Annotated in this window: 10 protein-coding genes; 6 read left to right on the forward strand and 4 right to left on the reverse strand. The window is 73.6% G+C overall.

Features of this window, described 5'->3' with window-relative positions; translation table 11 throughout:
* Positions 1 to 10 precede the first annotated feature (10 nt).
* Both ACFYTT_RS22940 and ACFYTT_RS22945 read right to left on the reverse strand, forming a co-directional pair.
* Positions 11 to 1,507 carry a class I adenylate-forming enzyme family protein gene (locus ACFYTT_RS22940; RefSeq protein ID WP_387262004.1) on the reverse strand — a complete coding sequence of 499 codons (1,497 nt, stop codon included), beginning with the start codon at positions 1,505 to 1,507 and terminating at the stop codon, positions 11 to 13.
* A gap of 1 nt (position 1,508) precedes the next feature.
* Positions 1,509 to 7,073, reverse strand: coding sequence for an amino acid adenylation domain-containing protein (locus tag ACFYTT_RS22945; RefSeq protein ID WP_387262007.1), 5,565 nt, complete (start codon positions 7,071 to 7,073; stop codon positions 1,509 to 1,511).
* A 137-nt stretch (positions 7,074 to 7,210) separates the two neighbouring features.
* Between ACFYTT_RS22945 and ACFYTT_RS22950 the strand changes: the two genes are divergently transcribed.
* Both ACFYTT_RS22950 and ACFYTT_RS22955 read left to right on the forward strand, forming a co-directional pair.
* Positions 7,211 to 10,036, forward strand: coding sequence for a condensation domain-containing protein (locus ACFYTT_RS22950; protein ID WP_387262010.1), 2,826 nt, complete (start codon positions 7,211 to 7,213; stop codon positions 10,034 to 10,036).
* 39 nt (positions 10,037 to 10,075) lie between these two features.
* Positions 10,076 to 10,600, forward strand: coding sequence for a DinB family protein (locus ACFYTT_RS22955; RefSeq protein WP_387262013.1), 525 nt, complete (start codon positions 10,076 to 10,078; stop codon positions 10,598 to 10,600).
* Between the two features lie 233 nt (positions 10,601 to 10,833).
* Here the strand turns inward: ACFYTT_RS22955 and ACFYTT_RS22960 are convergent, their stop codons facing one another.
* Positions 10,834 to 11,193 (reverse strand): ArsR/SmtB family transcription factor, encoded by a 360-nt coding sequence (locus tag ACFYTT_RS22960; protein WP_387262015.1) that lies wholly within the window; start codon positions 11,191 to 11,193, stop codon positions 10,834 to 10,836.
* Positions 11,194 to 11,244: 51 nt separating this feature from the next.
* On the opposite strand from ACFYTT_RS22960, the gene ACFYTT_RS22965 reads away from it, so the two are divergent.
* The 4 genes from ACFYTT_RS22965 to ACFYTT_RS22980 all read left to right on the forward strand — a co-directional run bounded on the left by ACFYTT_RS22965 (position 11,245) and on the right by ACFYTT_RS22980 (position 16,297).
* Entirely contained in the window at positions 11,245 to 12,315 is a 1,071-nt protein-coding gene (locus ACFYTT_RS22965) for a cation diffusion facilitator family transporter (protein WP_387262018.1), read from the forward strand.
* A 151-nt stretch (positions 12,316 to 12,466) separates the two neighbouring features.
* Positions 12,467 to 14,068, forward strand: a complete 1,602-nt coding sequence (locus ACFYTT_RS22970) for an LPXTG cell wall anchor domain-containing protein (RefSeq protein WP_387262021.1) — start codon at positions 12,467 to 12,469, stop codon at positions 14,066 to 14,068.
* Positions 14,069 to 14,288: 220 nt separating this feature from the next.
* Complete coding sequence (locus ACFYTT_RS22975) at positions 14,289 to 14,579, forward strand: flavin reductase (RefSeq protein ID WP_176093895.1); 291 nt, start codon at positions 14,289 to 14,291, stop codon at positions 14,577 to 14,579.
* Positions 14,580 to 14,737: 158 nt separating this feature from the next.
* Positions 14,738 to 16,297, forward strand: a complete 1,560-nt coding sequence (locus ACFYTT_RS22980; RefSeq protein ID WP_162854376.1) for a ricin-type beta-trefoil lectin domain protein — start codon at positions 14,738 to 14,740, stop codon at positions 16,295 to 16,297.
* 72 nt (positions 16,298 to 16,369) lie between these two features.
* Here the strand turns inward: ACFYTT_RS22980 and ACFYTT_RS22985 are convergent, their stop codons facing one another.
* Positions 16,370 to 17,011 carry a hypothetical protein gene (locus ACFYTT_RS22985; protein WP_387262025.1) on the reverse strand — a complete coding sequence of 214 codons (642 nt, stop codon included), beginning with the start codon at positions 17,009 to 17,011 and terminating at the stop codon, positions 16,370 to 16,372.
* Positions 17,012 to 17,057 lie beyond the last annotated feature (46 nt).

A 17,057-nucleotide genomic window follows, 5' to 3' on the forward strand; every position in this document is an offset into this window, starting at 1 on the left:
CTGGTGGTGGTCAGTTCTCGAAGAGGTCGGTGAGCTGCCGCTTGAGCACCTTGCCGCCCTCGTTGCGGGGCAGCTGGTCGAGGAGCAGGAGCCGGGCGGGCAGCTGGTAGTCGGCCAGTCGGTCGGCGAGGAATCCGCGCAGCGCGGGCAGGGACAGGCCGTCCGGGGCGGCCTGCGGCCGGGGCACCACGGCGGCGGCCACGGCGGTGCCGAGCACCGGATGCGGGACACCGACGACGGCGACCTGGGCGACCAGCGGGTGGTCGTGCAGCGCCGCCTCGACCTCCAGGGTGGAGACCTTGAACGCGCCGGTCTTGATCACGTCCTGGTGCCGGTCGGTGAGGTACAGGTAGCCGTCGGCGTCGACCCGGCCGACATCCCCCATGCGGACCCATCCGTCGCGGAAGGTGGCCCGGTTGGCCGCCTCGTCGCGGAAGTAGGCGCGGGGGAAGGGCGCCCGCAGCCAGACGTCACCGGTCGTGCCGGCGGGCAGCGGCCTACCGTCGGCGTCGGCGACCATGAGCCGGCCGCCGACCGGTCGACCGACCGCGTCCCGCCGGGACGGGTCCCAGATCATGGTGGTCTGGGCCGGTGCCGCCTCGGTGGAGGTGTAGTAGTTGACGATGGTGGCCTGCGGGAACGTCTCGGCGAGCCGGGCCGCGACCGCCGGCGCGAGGAACGCGGCGGTGGAGCCGATCAGGTGTACGCCGCTGGTGTCCCGCCCGCGCAGGGCACCGGAGTCGAGCAGCTCGACGGCGATCGACGGGACGACGAAGACGGTGCCGGCGGCCTCGACCAGTCGGGCGAACCGGGCCGGGGTGAACCGGGGCAGGGTGAGTGCGGCGGCCTTCGCGGTCACCGCGTTGAGCAGCATGGTCTGCCCGGCGTTGGTGCCGATCGCGAAGGCGTGCAGGAACCGGTCCGAGTGGGCCAGGGCCAGCCGGCGTGGATGCTGCGGGGCACCGGCGGTGAGGTTGGCGTGGCTGGCGGCGACCCCCTTGGGACGTCCGGTGGTGCCCGAGGTGTAGAGGATCTGCGCGAGGTCACCGGGACGGGCGACCGACTCGCCGTCGCGGTGTGGCTCGGCCAGCAGCTCGGCGCAGGTCCAGACCGGCAGGCCGGACGGCACCGGCGGGGCGGGGGTGTCGTCGCCGTGCAGCACGGCGGTGGCCGCGCAGTGGTCCAGGGCGTGTCCGAGCTGTCCGGCGGCGAGCCGGTCGGAGAGCGGCACGGCGACGCCACCGGCGCGCAGCACCCCGACGTACGCGACGGCGAACCAGGTCCAGTCCCGGGCGCCGAAGTAGAGGCCGACGCGGTCGCCGCGACGCAGGCCGCGCCGGGACAGGGCGGCGGCGACGGCCCCCGCCCCGGCGGACCAGTCGGCGAAGGTCAGCTCGGCCACCCCGTGCACCTCGACCGCGACCCGCTCGGGATGCAGGGAGGTACGCCAGTCCAGCAGCTCGGGCACGGTACGGGGGGTGGCCCGGTCCGGCGACGCCGTACTCACCTCAGTCCGCCTTTCCGCCGGTCGCGGCGGCCGGTACCCGCTCGTCCCCGCCGGCGGCCGACCGCGCCCGGCGCTCCTCGATGCCGACCAGGTCGTCCGGGGGCGCGTCGGGCACCTCGTCGTCGAAGCGGGACAGCACCGGCGTGGCCAGCGACACCAGCGCCGTCACCGCGATGCAGAGCCCGAACAGCACGTAGAGCAGCCCGTGTCCGCGCCCCGGCCCGACCCCGATCACCGCGCCGACCGTGCCGGCCAGCACGCCGTCGGCCAGCAGCATCGGCTCGGTCACCCGGGCGGCGTACGGGGCGACCAGGCCCCAGCCCAGCGGCAGGGTGGACTGCGCCACCATCTGGTTGAGCGCGAAGACCCGCCCGTGCACCCGGGGCGGCACCTTGGTCTGGATGATCGTGTTGTAGACGCCGTTGACGATGGCGAGCGCGAGGTACATGCCGAACGCGCCCGCGCCGATGACCAGCAGGTTCGGCCGCAGCCCGGTGACCACGGCGGCCACCGCGATGCCGAGCGTGCCCAGCAGCACCGCTCGCATCCGACGCTTGCGGGGACCGCCCCAGAGCAGCATCACCAGACCGCCGGTGGCGGCGCCGACCCCGCCGGTCAGCGCGATCTGCGCCACCTCGTTCAGGTCGGCGAAGCCGAGCACCAGCGGGGAGAGCAGGAACAGCACCGGGAAGAGGAAGAAGTTCAGCGCGGCGAAGAACGCCAGCATGGCGCGGAACTCCCGGCGGCGCAGCGCGTACCGCAGCCCGGCGACGATCTCCGCACCGATGCTCTCGCGGCGGCGCAGGGCGAGCGTACGCGGGAACCTCACCACGGCCAGCACACCGATCGCGAAGAGGTACGACACCACGTCGATGAGCAGGATGCCGCGCAGCCCGACGGCCTGGAGCAGGGCCACGGCGATCAGCGGGACGGTGAACTGGGTGAGGCCGACAGCGGTCTGGGCGAGGCCGTTCGCGTGGCCGAGAAAGCGCTTCGGCACGAGCTGCGGCACCGCCGAGACGAACGCGAGCCGCTGGAACGCCAGTGCCACCGACAGCCAGGCGGTGAAGGGGTAGAAGTGCCACACCTGGGCGACGTCGGTCAGCACCAGCACCGCCATCGCCGCGTTGCCGCCCCCGGCGGCCATGCAGGCGCCGAGCAGGACGCGTCGCCGGCTGAACCGGTCGATCACCGCGCCGGCCAGCGGTGCGACGAGCAGGCCGGGCATCAGCGCGAGCACCGCGAAGAGCGCGAACCGGGCGAGCGACCCGGTCTGCGTGTAGATCCACAGTGGCACGGCGAACGTGGTCAGCGCCGTCCCCATGCCGGAGACGATCTGCCCGGCGGCGACCAGACCGAAGCGGCGCATGCTCGGTGGCGGCGCGGCGGCCGTACCGTCGCTCCCGCCCGAGGGTCCGTCCGGTCCCCGCTGGGAGACGGCCGCGAGCTGCCAGGCGGCCGGCGTGCTGTCCGGACGTGGCGAGGCGACGGACGGCGGGCCCGGCTCGGCGCGGACCGGCGCGGCGGACGGCGGCGGCGCGGCGGACGGCGGCGGCGCGGCGAGGTGCCGGTGTACGTCGGTGACGATCTCGGCCAGCTCGGCCGCCCGGTACTTGAGGAAGTAGTGCCCGGCCTCGTCGATCACGGCGAGCGCGGTGCGGTCGCTGAGGAAGTGCCACTCGCGGTATCGCTCCTCGTGGAAGTCGGTGCTGCGGTCACGCTCGCCGACCACGGAGACGATCGGTGCCCGCAGCGGGCCGACCCGTCGCCGCATCAGCTCGGTGAAGTACTCCTCGGAGACCTCGGCGTCGTGCCGCATGGCGCGGATCAGGAACGCGACCTCGTCCGGTGCCAGTGACCCGATGGAGGTGCCCTGCGCCTGCAACCAGGTGCGGTAGATCCGGTCGCTGCGCAGCCGCTCGGCCAACCGCAGTCGCAGCAGCGGGCCGAGCAGGCCGCCGACGGGACGGGCGAACGGGAAGACCGCGCCCAGGTACACCGCCTCCAGGTCCCGGCCGGCGGCCTCCAGCCGGCGGGCGACCTCCACGGCCAGCGCCCCGCCGGGGCCGCAGTGTCCATACAGGATCAGCGGCCCGGTGACCCGGTGCAGGATCTCCGCGACGACGTCGGCGGCGACCTCCGCGATGGGTGCCGGGTCGTCGGCGAGGCCGATGTCGTGCCCGGGTACGGCCACCGACAGCAGCCGGTACCCGGGCGGCAGGGCGTCGGCCAGCGGTTGGTACACCACCGCGCTGCCGCCGCCGTACGGGACGCAGACCAGGGTGGCGATCCGGGTGCCGGCGGGCGTCGGCGGGGTCAGTTCGTGCAGCAGCCCGCCGCGGTCCGTGCCGTCCCCGGCGACCAGCAGGGCCAGCTCGCGTACGGTGCGGTGGCGGAACAGGTCCATCACGCTGACCGGCGGCGCGTCCGTGCCGACCACGTCGGGCAGTTCCCGACGGAGCCGGGCCACCACCTGGGTGGCCAGCAGGGAGTGCCCGCCCAGCTCGAAGAAGTCGTCGGTGGCGCCGACCTCGGTCACCCCGAGAACGGCTCGCCAGACGTCGGCCACCAGCGTCTCCACCGGCCCGGTCGGCGTCTCCCGCGCACCGGTCGGGGCGTCGTCGACAGGCTCGGGCAGGGCCCGCCGGTCCACCTTGCCGTGTTCCTGCAACGGCAGCCGGTCCAGGGCAACCCACCGGCTCGGCACCATGTGCTCGGGTAACCGGTCGGCGAGCCGCCGACGCAGCGCGGCCGGCTCGGGCGCGGCCTCGTCGGGTGCCGCCTCCAGGTACGCCACCAGCCGCTCTTCGCGCAGCAGCACCGCGGCCTGCCGTACCCCGGGGCAGTCCCGCAGCGCGGCCTCGATCTCGCCGAGCTCGACCCGGTAGCCACGGATCTTGACCTGGTGGTCGCGGCGGCCGAGGAAGACGAGCTGCCCGTCGGCGCGCCAGCGGCCCAGGTCGCCGGTGCGGTAGAGACGCGCGCCGGGCGGACCGTACGGGTCGGGGACGAAGCGCTCGCCGGTCAGGTCGGGCCGGTTCAGGTAGCCGCGCGCCAGCCGGTCACCGCCGAGGTACACCTCACCGGGTACGCCGACCGGGACCGGACGCATCCGCTCGTCGAGCACGTACACCCGGGCGTGCGGCAGGGGCCGGCCGATCGGCACCGGTCCGCTGGTCGGCGCGTCGGCGGTGACCTCGTAGGTGGTGACGCCGACGGTGGCCTCGGTGGGGCCGTAGTGGTTGAAGACCCGGGCCGGACCGGCGGCGGCGAGCGGGCCGACCCGGTCCAGGTCGGACGCCTCGCCACCGAGCACGAGCGCGCGGGCGGGCAGCAGCTCCCCCGGTGCGGCGTCGGCGGTCAGCGCCCACAGGTGCGACGGTGTGATCTTCAGGTAGTCGATGCGGGCGGTCCGCAGCCGCTCGGCGAGCTCCGCGCCGGTACACCGGCGGGGCAGCAGGTGCACCGCGCCACCGGTGGCCAGCGCCAGATAGAAGAGGGTGACGCTGAAGTCGAACGACATCGACTGCATCAGCCCGTACCGGGCGGCCGGGACGACCCCGAACCGGTCGGCCACCCCGTCGAGGTAGCGCAGCACCTGCCGGTGTGCCACGGCGACCCCCTTCGGGGTGCCGGTGGAGCCGGAGGTGTAGATGACGTACGCGAGGTGCTCGCCGGTGGTGCCGGTCTCCGGCGCGGTGTCGGGCTGGGCCGCGACCTCGTCGGCGATCTCGTCCAGGGCGACCGTGTTCGCCTCGGCGGGCCGCCCGTCACGCAGGGCGGAGCTGGTCAGCACCACGGTCGGACGGGCGTCGGCGAGCATCAGGCCCCGCCGCGCGGGGGGCTGCTCCGGATCCAGCGGCAGGTACGCCCCACCGGCCCGCAGCACCCCGAGCAGCGTCGCGGCCAGGTCGACCGACTGGTCGAGCAGCACCCCGACCAGCCGGTCCGGGCCGACGCCCCGGCGGCGCAGCCAGTGGGCGAGCTGGTTGGCCCGCCGGTCCAGTTCCCGGTAGGTGAGCGTGTCCGGGCCGAGGACCACCGCCGGGGCGTCGGGGGTGGCGGCGACGTGCGGGCTGATCAGCTCGGCCAGGGTGGTCGCCGCGCCGGTGACCCGGGCCACCGCGTCGTGCTCGGGTCGGCCCAGGGCCAGCACCCGGTCCCGTTCGTCCGCGTCGAGCAGGTCCAGGTCGACGACGGGCAGGTCCGGCCGGGCGACGGCGGCGCGCAGCAGCGTGGCGAGACTTGCGGTCAGCCGGCGTACGGTGGCGGCGTCGAAGAGGTCGGTGTCGTAGACGACCATGCCGCGCAGCCCGTCGGCGGACTCGCCGACGTAGAGCGACAGGTCGAAGCGGGCGTTGGCCACGTCGGTCCCGACGCCCTCGGCGCGCAGGTCCTCGGGCCACCGGGTGCCGCCGGGCGCGAAGTTCTGGAGGGTGAACAGCACCTGGAACACCGGGGAGCGGCTCACGTCCCGGGCGACGTTCAGGTCCTTGACCAGGCGTTCGAACGGGATCTCCTGGTGGGCCAGGGCGCGGACGACGGTGGTGCGGGTGCGCCGCAGCAGGGTCGCGAAGCTGGGTTCGACGGCGGCGCTGTCGGCGGTCGCGGCGACCGGGGAGAGGTCGGCGCGCAGGGCGAGGGTGTTGACGAAGAGACCGACGAGGTTCTCCAGCTCCGGCACCACCCGACCGGCGACCGGCGAGCCGATGGCGAAGTCCCGTTGGCCGCTGTAGCGGAACAGCACCGCCTGCAGGCCGGTGAGCAGGGTCATGTAGAGGGTGGCCCGGTGGGCGCGGCTGAGCCGGCGAAGTCCGTCGGTGAGGTCGGCGTCGAGGGTGAAGCGGTGGGTCGCACCGGCGTAGGACTGCACCGGCGGGCGGGGCCGGTCGGTGGGCAGTTCCAGCGCGGGTACGCCGGCCAGTGCTCCGGTCCAGTAGGCGAACCCGTCCCCGGTGGCCGGTCCGTCGAGACGGTCCCGCTGCCAGGCCGCGTACTCCAGGTAGCCGGTGGCCGGTGCCGGGGGCGGTGGCGTGCCGTCGCGCAGTGCGCCGTAGGTCGCGGCGATCTCGTCGAGCAGCAGGGTCAGCGACCAGCCGTCGCTGACGATGTGGTGCATGGCGAGATGCACCAGGTGCTCCTGGTCGCCGAGCCGGACGACGAGCACCCGCAGCAGGGGCGCGACGCCGAGGTCGAACGGGGTGCGGACCGAGCCGGCCACCAGCTCGCGGGCCTCGGCCTCACCGGGCACGGCGGTCACGGTGACCGGCACCCGTACCTCGGGGGCGACGTGCACGACGGGCTCGCCGTCGGCGTTCTCGGTGAACCGCATGCGAAGGCTGTCGTGCCGGGCGGCGGTCGCGTCGACGGCGGCCCGCAGCAGCTCGACGTCGAGCGGGCCACGCACCCGCACGGTCGAGTGGACGAGGTACGCGGCGGTGCCGGGCACGAGCTGTTCGGTGAACCAGATCCGTTCCTGGCCGAAGGAGAGTCGGGGCGCTCCGGCGGGCGGAGTCGCCGTCGGGATGACGGTGGTGTCTCGGGCCGGCACGTCGACGTTCGTCACGCTATGCCTCAATCCGATGACGGACGGGAGTCAGTAGTCTGCATCCCGCTTCCCAGAGGGTGGATCGGCTGATCGGTCCACTGTGTAGGACTCGATCGATCGATCCAGCAGCGGAACGGACCGTCGTACCGTCAGGAATGCGATTCGCGGATACGGTGGTCCCCGCCGAGTGGGCGGCAGAACCGCTGCGCTACGCCGAGTTCTCCGGCGGTGGTGCCGGGACGGCACCGCCGACCTGGGCTCAGCAGGTCCTCCTGCGCTCGATCGCCCGGTTCGGCTCCAACCACCGGTTCCTCAACCTGCGGCGGGCCGTGCCGGTCTCCCCCCGCGCCGGGGTGACCGTGACGACCGCGACCCGGGCGGTGGGTGCGCTGGTCAGCCGGCACTCCGCGCTGCGCACCCGGCTCCCGGTCGTCGACGGCGAGCCCCGGCAGGAGGTCGCCCCCGCCGGGCTGTTCCCGCTGCTGCTCCATCCCGGCACCGGTGACGGTGCGCAGGCCGCACGGCAGGCCGCCGAACGGCTCGGCGACGTCGCGTTCGACCATTCGGCCGAGTGGCCGCTGCGGGTCGCACTGGTGACTGTGGACGGTCGGGTACGCCAGATCGTGCTGGTGTTCAGCCACACCACGGTGGACGCCCACGCGGTCGAGATCGTGCTGCGTGACCTGCGGTTGCTTCTGCTGCGCGGCGGCCTGCACACTCCGGCCGGTCCGCAGTCGGCGGAGGTGGCCCGGCTCCAGCAGGGACCCGACCGGGGGCGCTCACAGCGGGCGGTGGCGTACTGGCAGCGGGAGTTCGACCGGCTCCCCCGGCAGCCGCTGGTCCCGGCCGGGCCGGGGCTGACGCCGCACCTGCGTCGGGGCGTCCTGGTCTCCTCCGCGATGGACAGGGCGGCCCGGCTGGTCGCCGCCCGACATCGGGTCAGCGTCTCCGCCGCACTGCTCGCCGGCTACCAGGCGATGGCCGTACGCACCTCCGGGCACGAACTGTCCGGCCTCTTCCCGATGTCGCACAACCGGTTCCGCACCGAGTACGCGCAGGCGGTGGCGAACCTCGGTCAGATCGGATTCTGCGTGGTGGACCTGGCCGGGTGCACCGACTTCGCCGAGTTGCTGCGCCGGGTCTGGGCGGCGTCGCTGAACGGCCTGCGGCACGCGTACTACCAGCCGTCCGCGCTGCGGCACGCCTTCGAGGAGCAGGGCGTCGACTACGAGACGGCGTTCCACCCGCACCACTACTTCAACGACGTCCGGCTGCCACTCGGCGGCCTCGACCAGCCGCCCGAGGTGACCCGGGACGAGTTGCGGGCGGCCACCGCCCAGAGTGACTTCTCCTGGACCGCCGGGCTGAACGCGGCCTCCTGGCACCTGCTGGCCCACGTCGTGGACGAGCCGGACGCGGTGGGCGTCACGCTCACCGTCGACACCCGGCACCTCGCGATGGACTCCGTCGAGCCGTTCCTGCGGGGCATGGAGGAGTTGCTGGTCGAGGCGGCCTTCGACGACGTGCGATGGCCCTGGTCACCGACGTCCACCGGCGCCGCCGGGCCGGTCCCGCGCCGCGCCGGGCACGCCGAGGAGACGGCGTACGCGGACTTCGCGGGCGGGCGGGCCGCCAGCGCGCCGCTGACCTGGGGACAACGCGCCATGTGGCGGACCGTGGAGGAGTTCGAGTCCCCCGCCGCGTACCGGGTGCTGAGTCTCCCCCGCACGCTCGCCGTGTCGGCGCGGACCGAGGTGACCGTCCCCGAGGCGGTGCGGGCCCTCGGCGCACTGGTCGCCCGGCACGGATCGCTGCGCACCCGGTTCCGCCGCCGGGACGACGAGGTGCACCAGGAGATGGCGGCGACCGGGCGGCTGCCCGTCGGCGTGCACGCCGTACCCCGGCCGGTGGACGACCCTGACGGCCGCGCGCTCGCGGCGGAGCTGACCGCCCGGCTGCGCGCGTCGCGCTTCGACCACGTCGCCGAGTGGCCGCTGCGGGTCGCACTGGTCACCGTCGACGACCGGGTACGCCAGATCGTGCTGGTGTTCAGCCACGCCACCGTCGACTTCCACGCCACCGACGTCGTGCTGCGTGACCTGCGCAGGCTCCTGCGGCACGGCACCCTGGACACGCCGGTCGGCCTCCAGTCGGTCGACCTCGCCGGGCGGGAGCGCGACGCCGGACGACGACGGTCGGAGCGGGCGGTGGCGTACTGGGTGCGGCAGCTGCCCGGCCTGGCGGCGAACCTCTCCGACCCGGTCGGCGCCGCGCCGGCACCCCGTTACCGGCGTGGGTCGCTGGTCTCCCACGCCGTCCACCACGCGGCCGGCCTGATCGCGACCCGCAACGCCGTCAGCACCTCCAACGTCGTGCTGGCGGCGACCGCCGCCGGGCTGACCGGCGACGGCGGGCAGGAGTCCTGCGGCATCGTGGTGATGGCCAGCAACCGCTTCCAGCCTGGGCACCAGGACGCGGTCGGCACCCTCAACCAGATCGGGCTCTGTCGGCTCGACCTGGCCGACCGGCCCGGCTTCGCCGACCTGCTGTCCCGGGCCCGGCGGGGAGCGCTGGACGCCTACCGGCACGCCTACTACGACCCGGCCGTGTGGGAGCGCACCTTCACCGACCTCGGCCACGACCACCGGACCTTCCTGTCCGCGTACTGCTACCTCAACGACGCCCGGCTGGCCCGCGACGTCGACCCGACGGCGGCGGGCCCGGACGAGACCGCCCTGCGGGCGATGGTCGGCGACAGCGCGTTCCGCTGGCTGCCGGAGTTGGAGCGGTTCCCGTGGCGCTGCCGGGTCCAGGTGCTCGACGCGCCCGGCGCGGTCGAACTGGTCGTCACCGCCGACACCCGCTACTTCCCGGCGGAACGGATCGCGCCGTTCCTGCACGGCGTCGAGGCGCTGCTCGTCGAGGCGGCCTTCCGCGACGTGCCCTGGCCCTGGTCCCCGACCGCGGCCGGGCCGGGATAACCGTTCGACCGGGCCGCCACCGGGTGTGAGGATCGCCGGATGCCGTCTTCCCGTCGTGACCTGCTGCGCTGGCAGTTCGACCTGACCTGGTCGCTGTTCGAGTACCACCTGGACCGGCTGGAGCCGGCGCACTTCCGCCGCGAGGTCGCCGCGCTCTCCTGGACGGTCCGCCCGGACGACGCCGGCCGGTGGGTGCCGGACTGGGCCGACACCGAGCCGGACCCGGTGCCGGTCCCCACCATCGCCTGGCTGACCTGGCACGTCGGCTGGTGGTGGAGCGTGGCCATCGACCATCTTCAGGGCCGGTCACCCCGGGAGCGCACCGACGTCCACTGGCCGGGCGACGGCGAGCCCACCGTGTCCTGGCTGCGCGAACTGCGGACGGAGTGGTCGACCGTGTTGGACCGGCTCTCCGACGCCGACCTCGACGAGGTGGCCCCGTTTCCCTGGCCGCGCGATCCGGAACACACCGTCGCGCACCTGCTCGCCTGGGTCAACGCCGAGCTGATGAAGAACGTCGCCGAGATCGGCCAACTCCGGCTGGTGCAGGACGCCTCGTCCTGAACCGCACGCGGATCGTCCGAGCCGTGGCCGAAGCTGAGGGCAGGTGGCCTACAGCGGGGGCCCTGTCGAGCTGAACCGTCTGTGCTCTCAGCTCGACAGCGGCCGGGTACCCCTTGCCCTGTCGCAGCGGACCGCCCACCGGACCGACCGCGAAGCACTCCGACACGGTCCCGCAGACGCCTCCGCGATGGACGACCCCTCGACCTCCGGTTCCGGCGCCACGACAGGGCCGGTCAGTCGTGTTCGGGGGTACCGGTCACGCGGTGGGAGGCGGCGTGCAGCGTCTCCGCGACCAGTCGGCGTACGTGGCCGTCGCGGGCGCGGTAGAGGGCGCGGCGACCGTCCCGGCGTACGCTGACCAGCCCGGCGAGGCGGAGTTTGCCGAGATGCTGGGAGACCGCCGGGCGGGCCGCACCGACGGCCGTGACCAGGGAACCGACGTCGTGTTCGCCCGCGCTGAGCAGCCACATCAGGCGGAGCCGGGTGCCGTCGGCCAGCATCCGCAGCATCTGCACGGCCGCCTCGACCTCACCGTCGCCAGGGGTGGGTTGTTGCCGCTCACTGGCTCCTGCAACGTTGTCGCGTGCGTACATGGGCACATATTATCGCCGGGACCACAGGCCCCGCTCTCCTCGGGGGGACACGTGACCCAGGGCCGGCACGACCATCATCACCACCACCACGACCACGACCGCCGTGACGACCACCGTCACCACGGCAGGCCCGGCCGGTGGCACCGGCTGCGGCATGCGGCCGTACCGCACTCGCACGACTCGCGTACCCGGGTGGACCCGGCGCTGGAGACCTCCCGCGAGGGGCTGCGGGCACTGTGGATCTCGCTGGTCGGGCTCGGTGTCACCGCCGCCGCCCAGGCGGTCATCGTGGTGCACTCCGGCTCGGTGGCGCTGCTCGGCGACACCCTGCACAACGTCACCGACGCGCTGACCGCCGTCCCGCTCGCCATCGCCTTCCTGCTCGGACGGAAGGCGGCCACCCGCAGCTACACGTACGGGTACGGGCGGGCCGAGGACATCGCCGGCATCATCATCGTGGCGGCCATCGCCGCGTCGGCCGTCGCCGCCGCGTGGACTGCGATCGGCCGGCTGCTGCACCCCACCGACATGAGTCATGTTCCCTGGGTGGCCGGTGCCGGTGTCGTCGGGTTCGTCGGCAACGAACTGGTCGCCCGCTACCGCATCCGGGTCGGACGGCGGATCGGATCGGCCGCCCTGGTCGCCGACGGCCTGCACGCCCGCACCGACGGCTACACCTCGCTGGCCGTGGTCGCGGCGGCGGGAGGCGCCGCGCTCGGCTGGCGCTGGGCCGACCCCGTGGTCGGTCTCGCCATCGCCGTCGCCATCACCGTCGTGCTCGCCGACGCCGCACGGCAGATCTACCGCCGGCTGATGGACGCGGTCGACCCGACGCTGGTGGACCGGGCCGAACGTACGCTGCGCGACGTGGACGGCGTCCGGGACGTGACCGGGGTACGCCTGCGGTGGATCGGCCACCGCCTGCACGCCGAGGCGGACCTGGTCGTCGACGCCGGTCTCAGCCTCGTCGCCGCGCACGAGATCGCCGCCGACGCGGAGCACCGGCTCACCCACGCGGTGCCCCGGTTGACCAGCGCGACCGTGCACACCGACCCGGACAGCCACCCGGGCGGGCACCACCATGCCGACCTCTCCCACCGGCGACGGCAACCGGCCGGCTGATCCGCGCCGGCCCGACGCCGTGAGAGGCTTACCCGGCCCAGGATCCGCCGCACCACCACGCTCCGGCTCCGCGCCCGGCACGGCCCACCCGGCCCGCCGTCCGCCGGGTAGCCCCGCTCCACCTCGTCGTTCGTACCCTGAGGAATCCGCCATGTCATCTTCCGCTCTCCGGCGTCGGCTCGCCGGTGTGGCCGTCGTCGGCGTACTCGTCGCCACCGCCGTCGGCGGCGCGCCCGCCGCGGCCGAACCGACCTCCGCGCCGACCACCTCGGCTCCGACCGCGACGCCTCCGGCCGCCGCCGACCGGACGGCCGCGCCGCGAAGCGACATTCGCCTGCGGAGCGTCACCGTCGCTCCCGGCGTCGGAGGCAAGTGGATGTCGGTCGAGCAACGCGGCGGCACCTACGGCACCACCTACCGGATGCGGGTGGACCGCAGTGACGTGATGGCGTTCGCCGACGTCCGACACGCGGGCGGTCCTCCGCTCTGCACGACGGCGGGACCCGTGCTGGACTGCGCTCTGACGACCGACACCGACTGGGGTACGGAGCTGTTCAGCCTGCGCGTGACGGCGGCGGCGGACGCGAAGCCGGGCCAACGCGGTGAGGTGGTCGTCACCGTCACGGAGCCTCGCTTCGCGGCCGGGACCTACCGGGCCACCGTCACCGTCGGCGAGGGCGTCGATCTCGTCAGCGCGAACGGCCGCGACCTCCGCCTCGACAGCAGTCTCGGTGCCCGCGTCGACGTCCCGTTGGCGGTGTCGAACCGTGGCACGACGACCGCCCACGGACTGCGGTTGTACGTGTCCGGCTCGCTCGGATTCACGCCGTCGAAGCGGTACCGGAACTGCGAGTACGGCGATCCTGCACGGGACGACAGCGTCTTCGTCTGCACGTTCGACGACTCGCTGGAGCCCGGGGAGACGGTGCGGGTGGACTCCACCTTCGGCGGGACCGTCCCGACCGACAGTTGGGCACCGAACCGGCACCACAGCCACTACACCTGGTTCACCCCGGCCGACTGGGAGGAGTACCAGGACCTGATCCGCAAGCCCGGACCGCTCGGCCCCCGGGGGACCGACGAGGAACTGACGCTGGCGGCGGTGGACGAGATGCGGGCCCGCTCGCACCCCCAGACCGACGTCGACGGATTCAGCAACGAGATCTCGGTACGGCTGGACGTCGCCGGTGACCTGCGGGGCGACGTCGCCGCCGAGGGCGCCACCGTCCGAGGCGCGGTCGGCGCCACCGTCCCGATGCGGGTCGGCTACCTCAACAACGGGCCGGCGCGCGCCGGGGCCGACGGCCAGGGCGGTCTGCAGGTCCCGACGCACGTGACCCTGCCGGACGGCGTCACCGCCGTCACCGTCCCGACGTCCTGCAGCGACCTGGACTCCGAGGAGTACGCGCCCGGCAAGCCCGGCGGACGGCGCTACGTGTGCCAGGCCGGCGGCACGATCAGCACGGGTGAGCGGGTGGCGTTCGAGTTCGGTCTCCGGGTCGACCGGGCCGGCGGTCAGACCGGCACGGTCACGCTCAAGACCAGGTCGGGTGAGGGCGCGATGGCGGATCTGGACCCCGGCAACGACACCGCCGCGATCCGGGTGAACCCGACCGGCGGCGGAGCAGGCGGTGAGTTGCCGATCACCGGCGCCTCCACCGGCCTGCTCGCCGGGGCGGGTCTCCTGCTGGTCGTCGCCGGTGCGGGCGGCTTCCTGCTGGCGCGTCGGCGGCGGACCCGCTTCGTCGCCTGATCCGACAGGCGTGGTGGGCACCGGCTCGGGGAGGTATCTCCGAGCCGGTGCCGCGTCCGGTCCGTGATCGACGACGGAAATATCACAACGCTGTGTGATTGCACGGAGACTCTGGGCAAGGTATCCGTCAGGCGACGTGGTGCGGTGGGGGCCCACCCACGTCGCTCCGGGGGCCGCCGACGGGCGGGCGCCACCCCCCGCCGACGGAGGAGGATCTGCCGTGCCCGCGACCAGAGCGGCGAACGTCGTACCCACCGCACGCTGCCGGGACCATGTGGCGTCCCGCCCCACCTGGCGGTGCCGAGCCTGCGGGACCGCCTGGCCGTGCGGGCGGGCGAAGCGGGACCTCCTCGCCGAGTACGGCACCCGCCGCACCGATCTGCTGGTCTATCTGGCGATCCTCTGGGAGGAGGCGCTCCGGCAGCTCACCGAGCGGCACCCGGGGACCGGCCCGGCGGAACTGCATGAGCGGTTCGTCGGCTGGCTGCCACCCCGAACACCCTCCCGCTGACCAACCCGCCGTCCGACCTGGACGGATCATGCGCCGACATAACTGGCAGGAGTCTTGACAGTTACCTGTCACATCGACAGACTTGATCGTGAGAGCGCTCTCTTGGTCGAACTCCCGGTGATGCCCCCGCGTCGCCCCACCCCCGTAGGAGGAGTCCCATGCCACGAGCGCCACGCGCCCTGCGCGCGGCCCTGGCGGCCGTCCTGGTCGCCGGTCTCGCCCCACTCGCCGCTCCGCCGGCCGTGCTCGCCGCCGACACCGCCGGTACCCCCACCGCCGACACCTCGGTCACCGGCCTCGCGCCGGAGATGGTCCGCGCGATGCGCCGCGACCTCGGGCTGACCGACGCGCAGGTGCTGACCCGGCTCCGCGTCGAGGCCGGTGCCGCCACCGTCGAGCGACGCCTACGGGCCCGACTCGGTACGGCCTTCGCCGGTGCCTGGATCCCGGCCGGCGGAACGAGGCTGACCGTGGCGGTCACCGACCCGTCGCTGGCCGCCGCCGTCCGCGCCGAAGGTGCCGAGGTGACCACCGCCGCCCGCAGCGAATCCACCCTGGACGGCATCAAGCGGACGCTCGACCGGCACGCCGGCAAGGCGCCACCGGACGCCGTCCACGGCTGGGCGGTCGACGTGACGACCAACCGGATCGTGGTGACCGCCGGCCGGGGTGCCACCGCCGAGGCCGCCGCCTTCGTCAAGGCCAGCGGCGTCGACGCGGCCCTGGTCCGGATCGTCGAGTCCGCCGAAGCGCCCCGGATCAACTACGACATCCGGGGTGGGGACCAGTACGTCATCAACGGCAACACGCTCTGCTCGGTCGGCTTCGCGGTGCAGGGCGGCTTCGTCACCGCCGGCCACTGCGGCCGGGTCGGCAGCCCGACGCTCGGCTACAACAACGTCTCGCAGGGAACCTTCGCCGGCTCGACGTTCCCCGGCCGCGACTACGGTTGGGTGCGGACCAACAGCAACTGGACCCCGCAACCGTGGGTGAACAACTACTCCGGCGGCAACGTGTCGGTGGCCGGCTCCCAGGACGCCGCGATCGGCAGCTCGGTCTGCCGGTCCGGTCGCACCACCGGCTGGCGGTGCGGCACGCTGCTGGGTCGCAACCAGACGGTCAACTACTCGCAGGGTGCCGTGCACGGCCTGACCCGCACCAACGCCTGCGCCCAGGGCGGCGACTCGGGTGGCGCCTGGCTCAGCGGCAACCAGGCGCAGGGCGTCACCTCCGGCGGCTGGGGCGACTGCTCCACCGGCGGAGAGACCTGGTTCCAGCCGGTCAACGAGATCCTCGGCGCGTACGGGCTCACGCTGGTCACCAGCGGCGGTGGCAGCGGGAACCGGCTGATCAGCAACTGGAACAACAAGTGCATCGACGTGCCGAGTTCGAACTTCTCCGACGGCGTACCGCTGCAGACCTGGAACTGCAACGGCACGGCGGCGCAGTCGTGGAGCTTCGTCAACGGCACGTTGCGTACCCAGAACAACATGTGCATGGACGTGGCCTGGGGTTCCCGGGACAACGGCGCGGCGATCCAGATCGCTACCTGTAGCGGCAACGCGGCCCAGCAGTTCGTCCTCTCCGCCGCGGGTGACCTGGTCAACCCGCAGGCGAACAAGTGCGTCGACATCAGCGGATGGGTCAACGCCGACGGTGCCCGCCTCGCCATCTGGGAGTGCCTCGGCGGCGCGAACCAGAAGTGGCGGCGCGGCTGACACCCACCCCCCGGATGTAAGGAAGGGTCCCCTGCTATCGCCTGGTGTATAGCAGGGGACCCTTCCTTGCACTCACGACGACGGCGCGGCCCCGTTGTCGTTGAAGCGGAAGCTGTCGAACGGCGCGGCGTCACCCAGCTCCTCCATGATCAGGCCGCTGTTCCGCGTGTTCCGCAGGTACGCCGAGTTGTTGCTGATCAGGTAGGTCTCCGCGTTCTCCGGGTTCGGCGCGATGGTGAAGAGCTGCCGCTGCTCGCTCTCCTGGCACTCCGCGCCCTGCACCACCAGCGGCTGCGAGTTGCCCGGGTTCTGCACCTGCCAGCAGACCGGCTCGCCGGTGCCGGGGCCACCGCCGGCACCCCGGTACGACTTGATCAGGAAGGTCTGCCCCTCGACCGGGGTCGCCACGAACAATTGCCGGCCCTCGTCGCCGTCGACCTCGGCCAGCCGCTCGTCGGTCAACGACAGCCCCGACTCGACCGCGTCGACCCGGGTGATCGTGACCTGGCGGTCGCCGGACAGCACCGGCGGATTGGCGCTGGTCGGCGACGGTGACGCCTCCGTCGGGGTGGGCGCGGCGGAGGTCGCGCTGGCGGCCGGCGTGCCCGTGGCCTCGGGGGTGGCGGCGGCATCCGGGGTGGCGTCACCGCAGGCCCCCGTCGAGACGACCAACGCCACCACGCCCGCACCGGCAAGCCACCTACGCATCGACATCATCCACTCCTCCTCGGCGGCGGGGATTCCCGGTCGGGAGACCGGC

Origin of the sequence: Micromonospora sp. NPDC003816 (assembly GCF_042874705.1) — a bacterium.
Lineage (GTDB): Bacteria > Actinomycetota > Actinomycetes > Mycobacteriales > Micromonosporaceae > Micromonospora.

Bases quoted from the DNA above. Each gene is read 5' to 3' on its own strand.
- ACFYTT_RS22955 (WP_387262013.1), top strand. From the start codon at position 10,076: ATGCCGTCTTCCCGTCGTGACCTGCTGCGCTGGCAGTTCGACCTGACC.
- ACFYTT_RS22950 (WP_387262010.1), top strand. From the start codon at position 7,211: ATGCGATTCGCGGATACGGTGGTCCCCGCCGAGTGGGCGGCAGAACCG.
- ACFYTT_RS22985 (WP_387262025.1), bottom strand. From the start codon at position 17,011: ATGTCGATGCGTAGGTGGCTTGCCGGTGCGGGCGTGGTGGCGTTGGTC.
- ACFYTT_RS22960 (WP_387262015.1), bottom strand. From the start codon at position 11,193: ATGTACGCACGCGACAACGTTGCAGGAGCCAGTGAGCGGCAACAACCC.
- ACFYTT_RS22970 (WP_387262021.1), top strand. From the start codon at position 12,467: ATGTCATCTTCCGCTCTCCGGCGTCGGCTCGCCGGTGTGGCCGTCGTC.
- ACFYTT_RS22980 (WP_162854376.1), top strand. From the start codon at position 14,738: ATGCCACGAGCGCCACGCGCCCTGCGCGCGGCCCTGGCGGCCGTCCTG.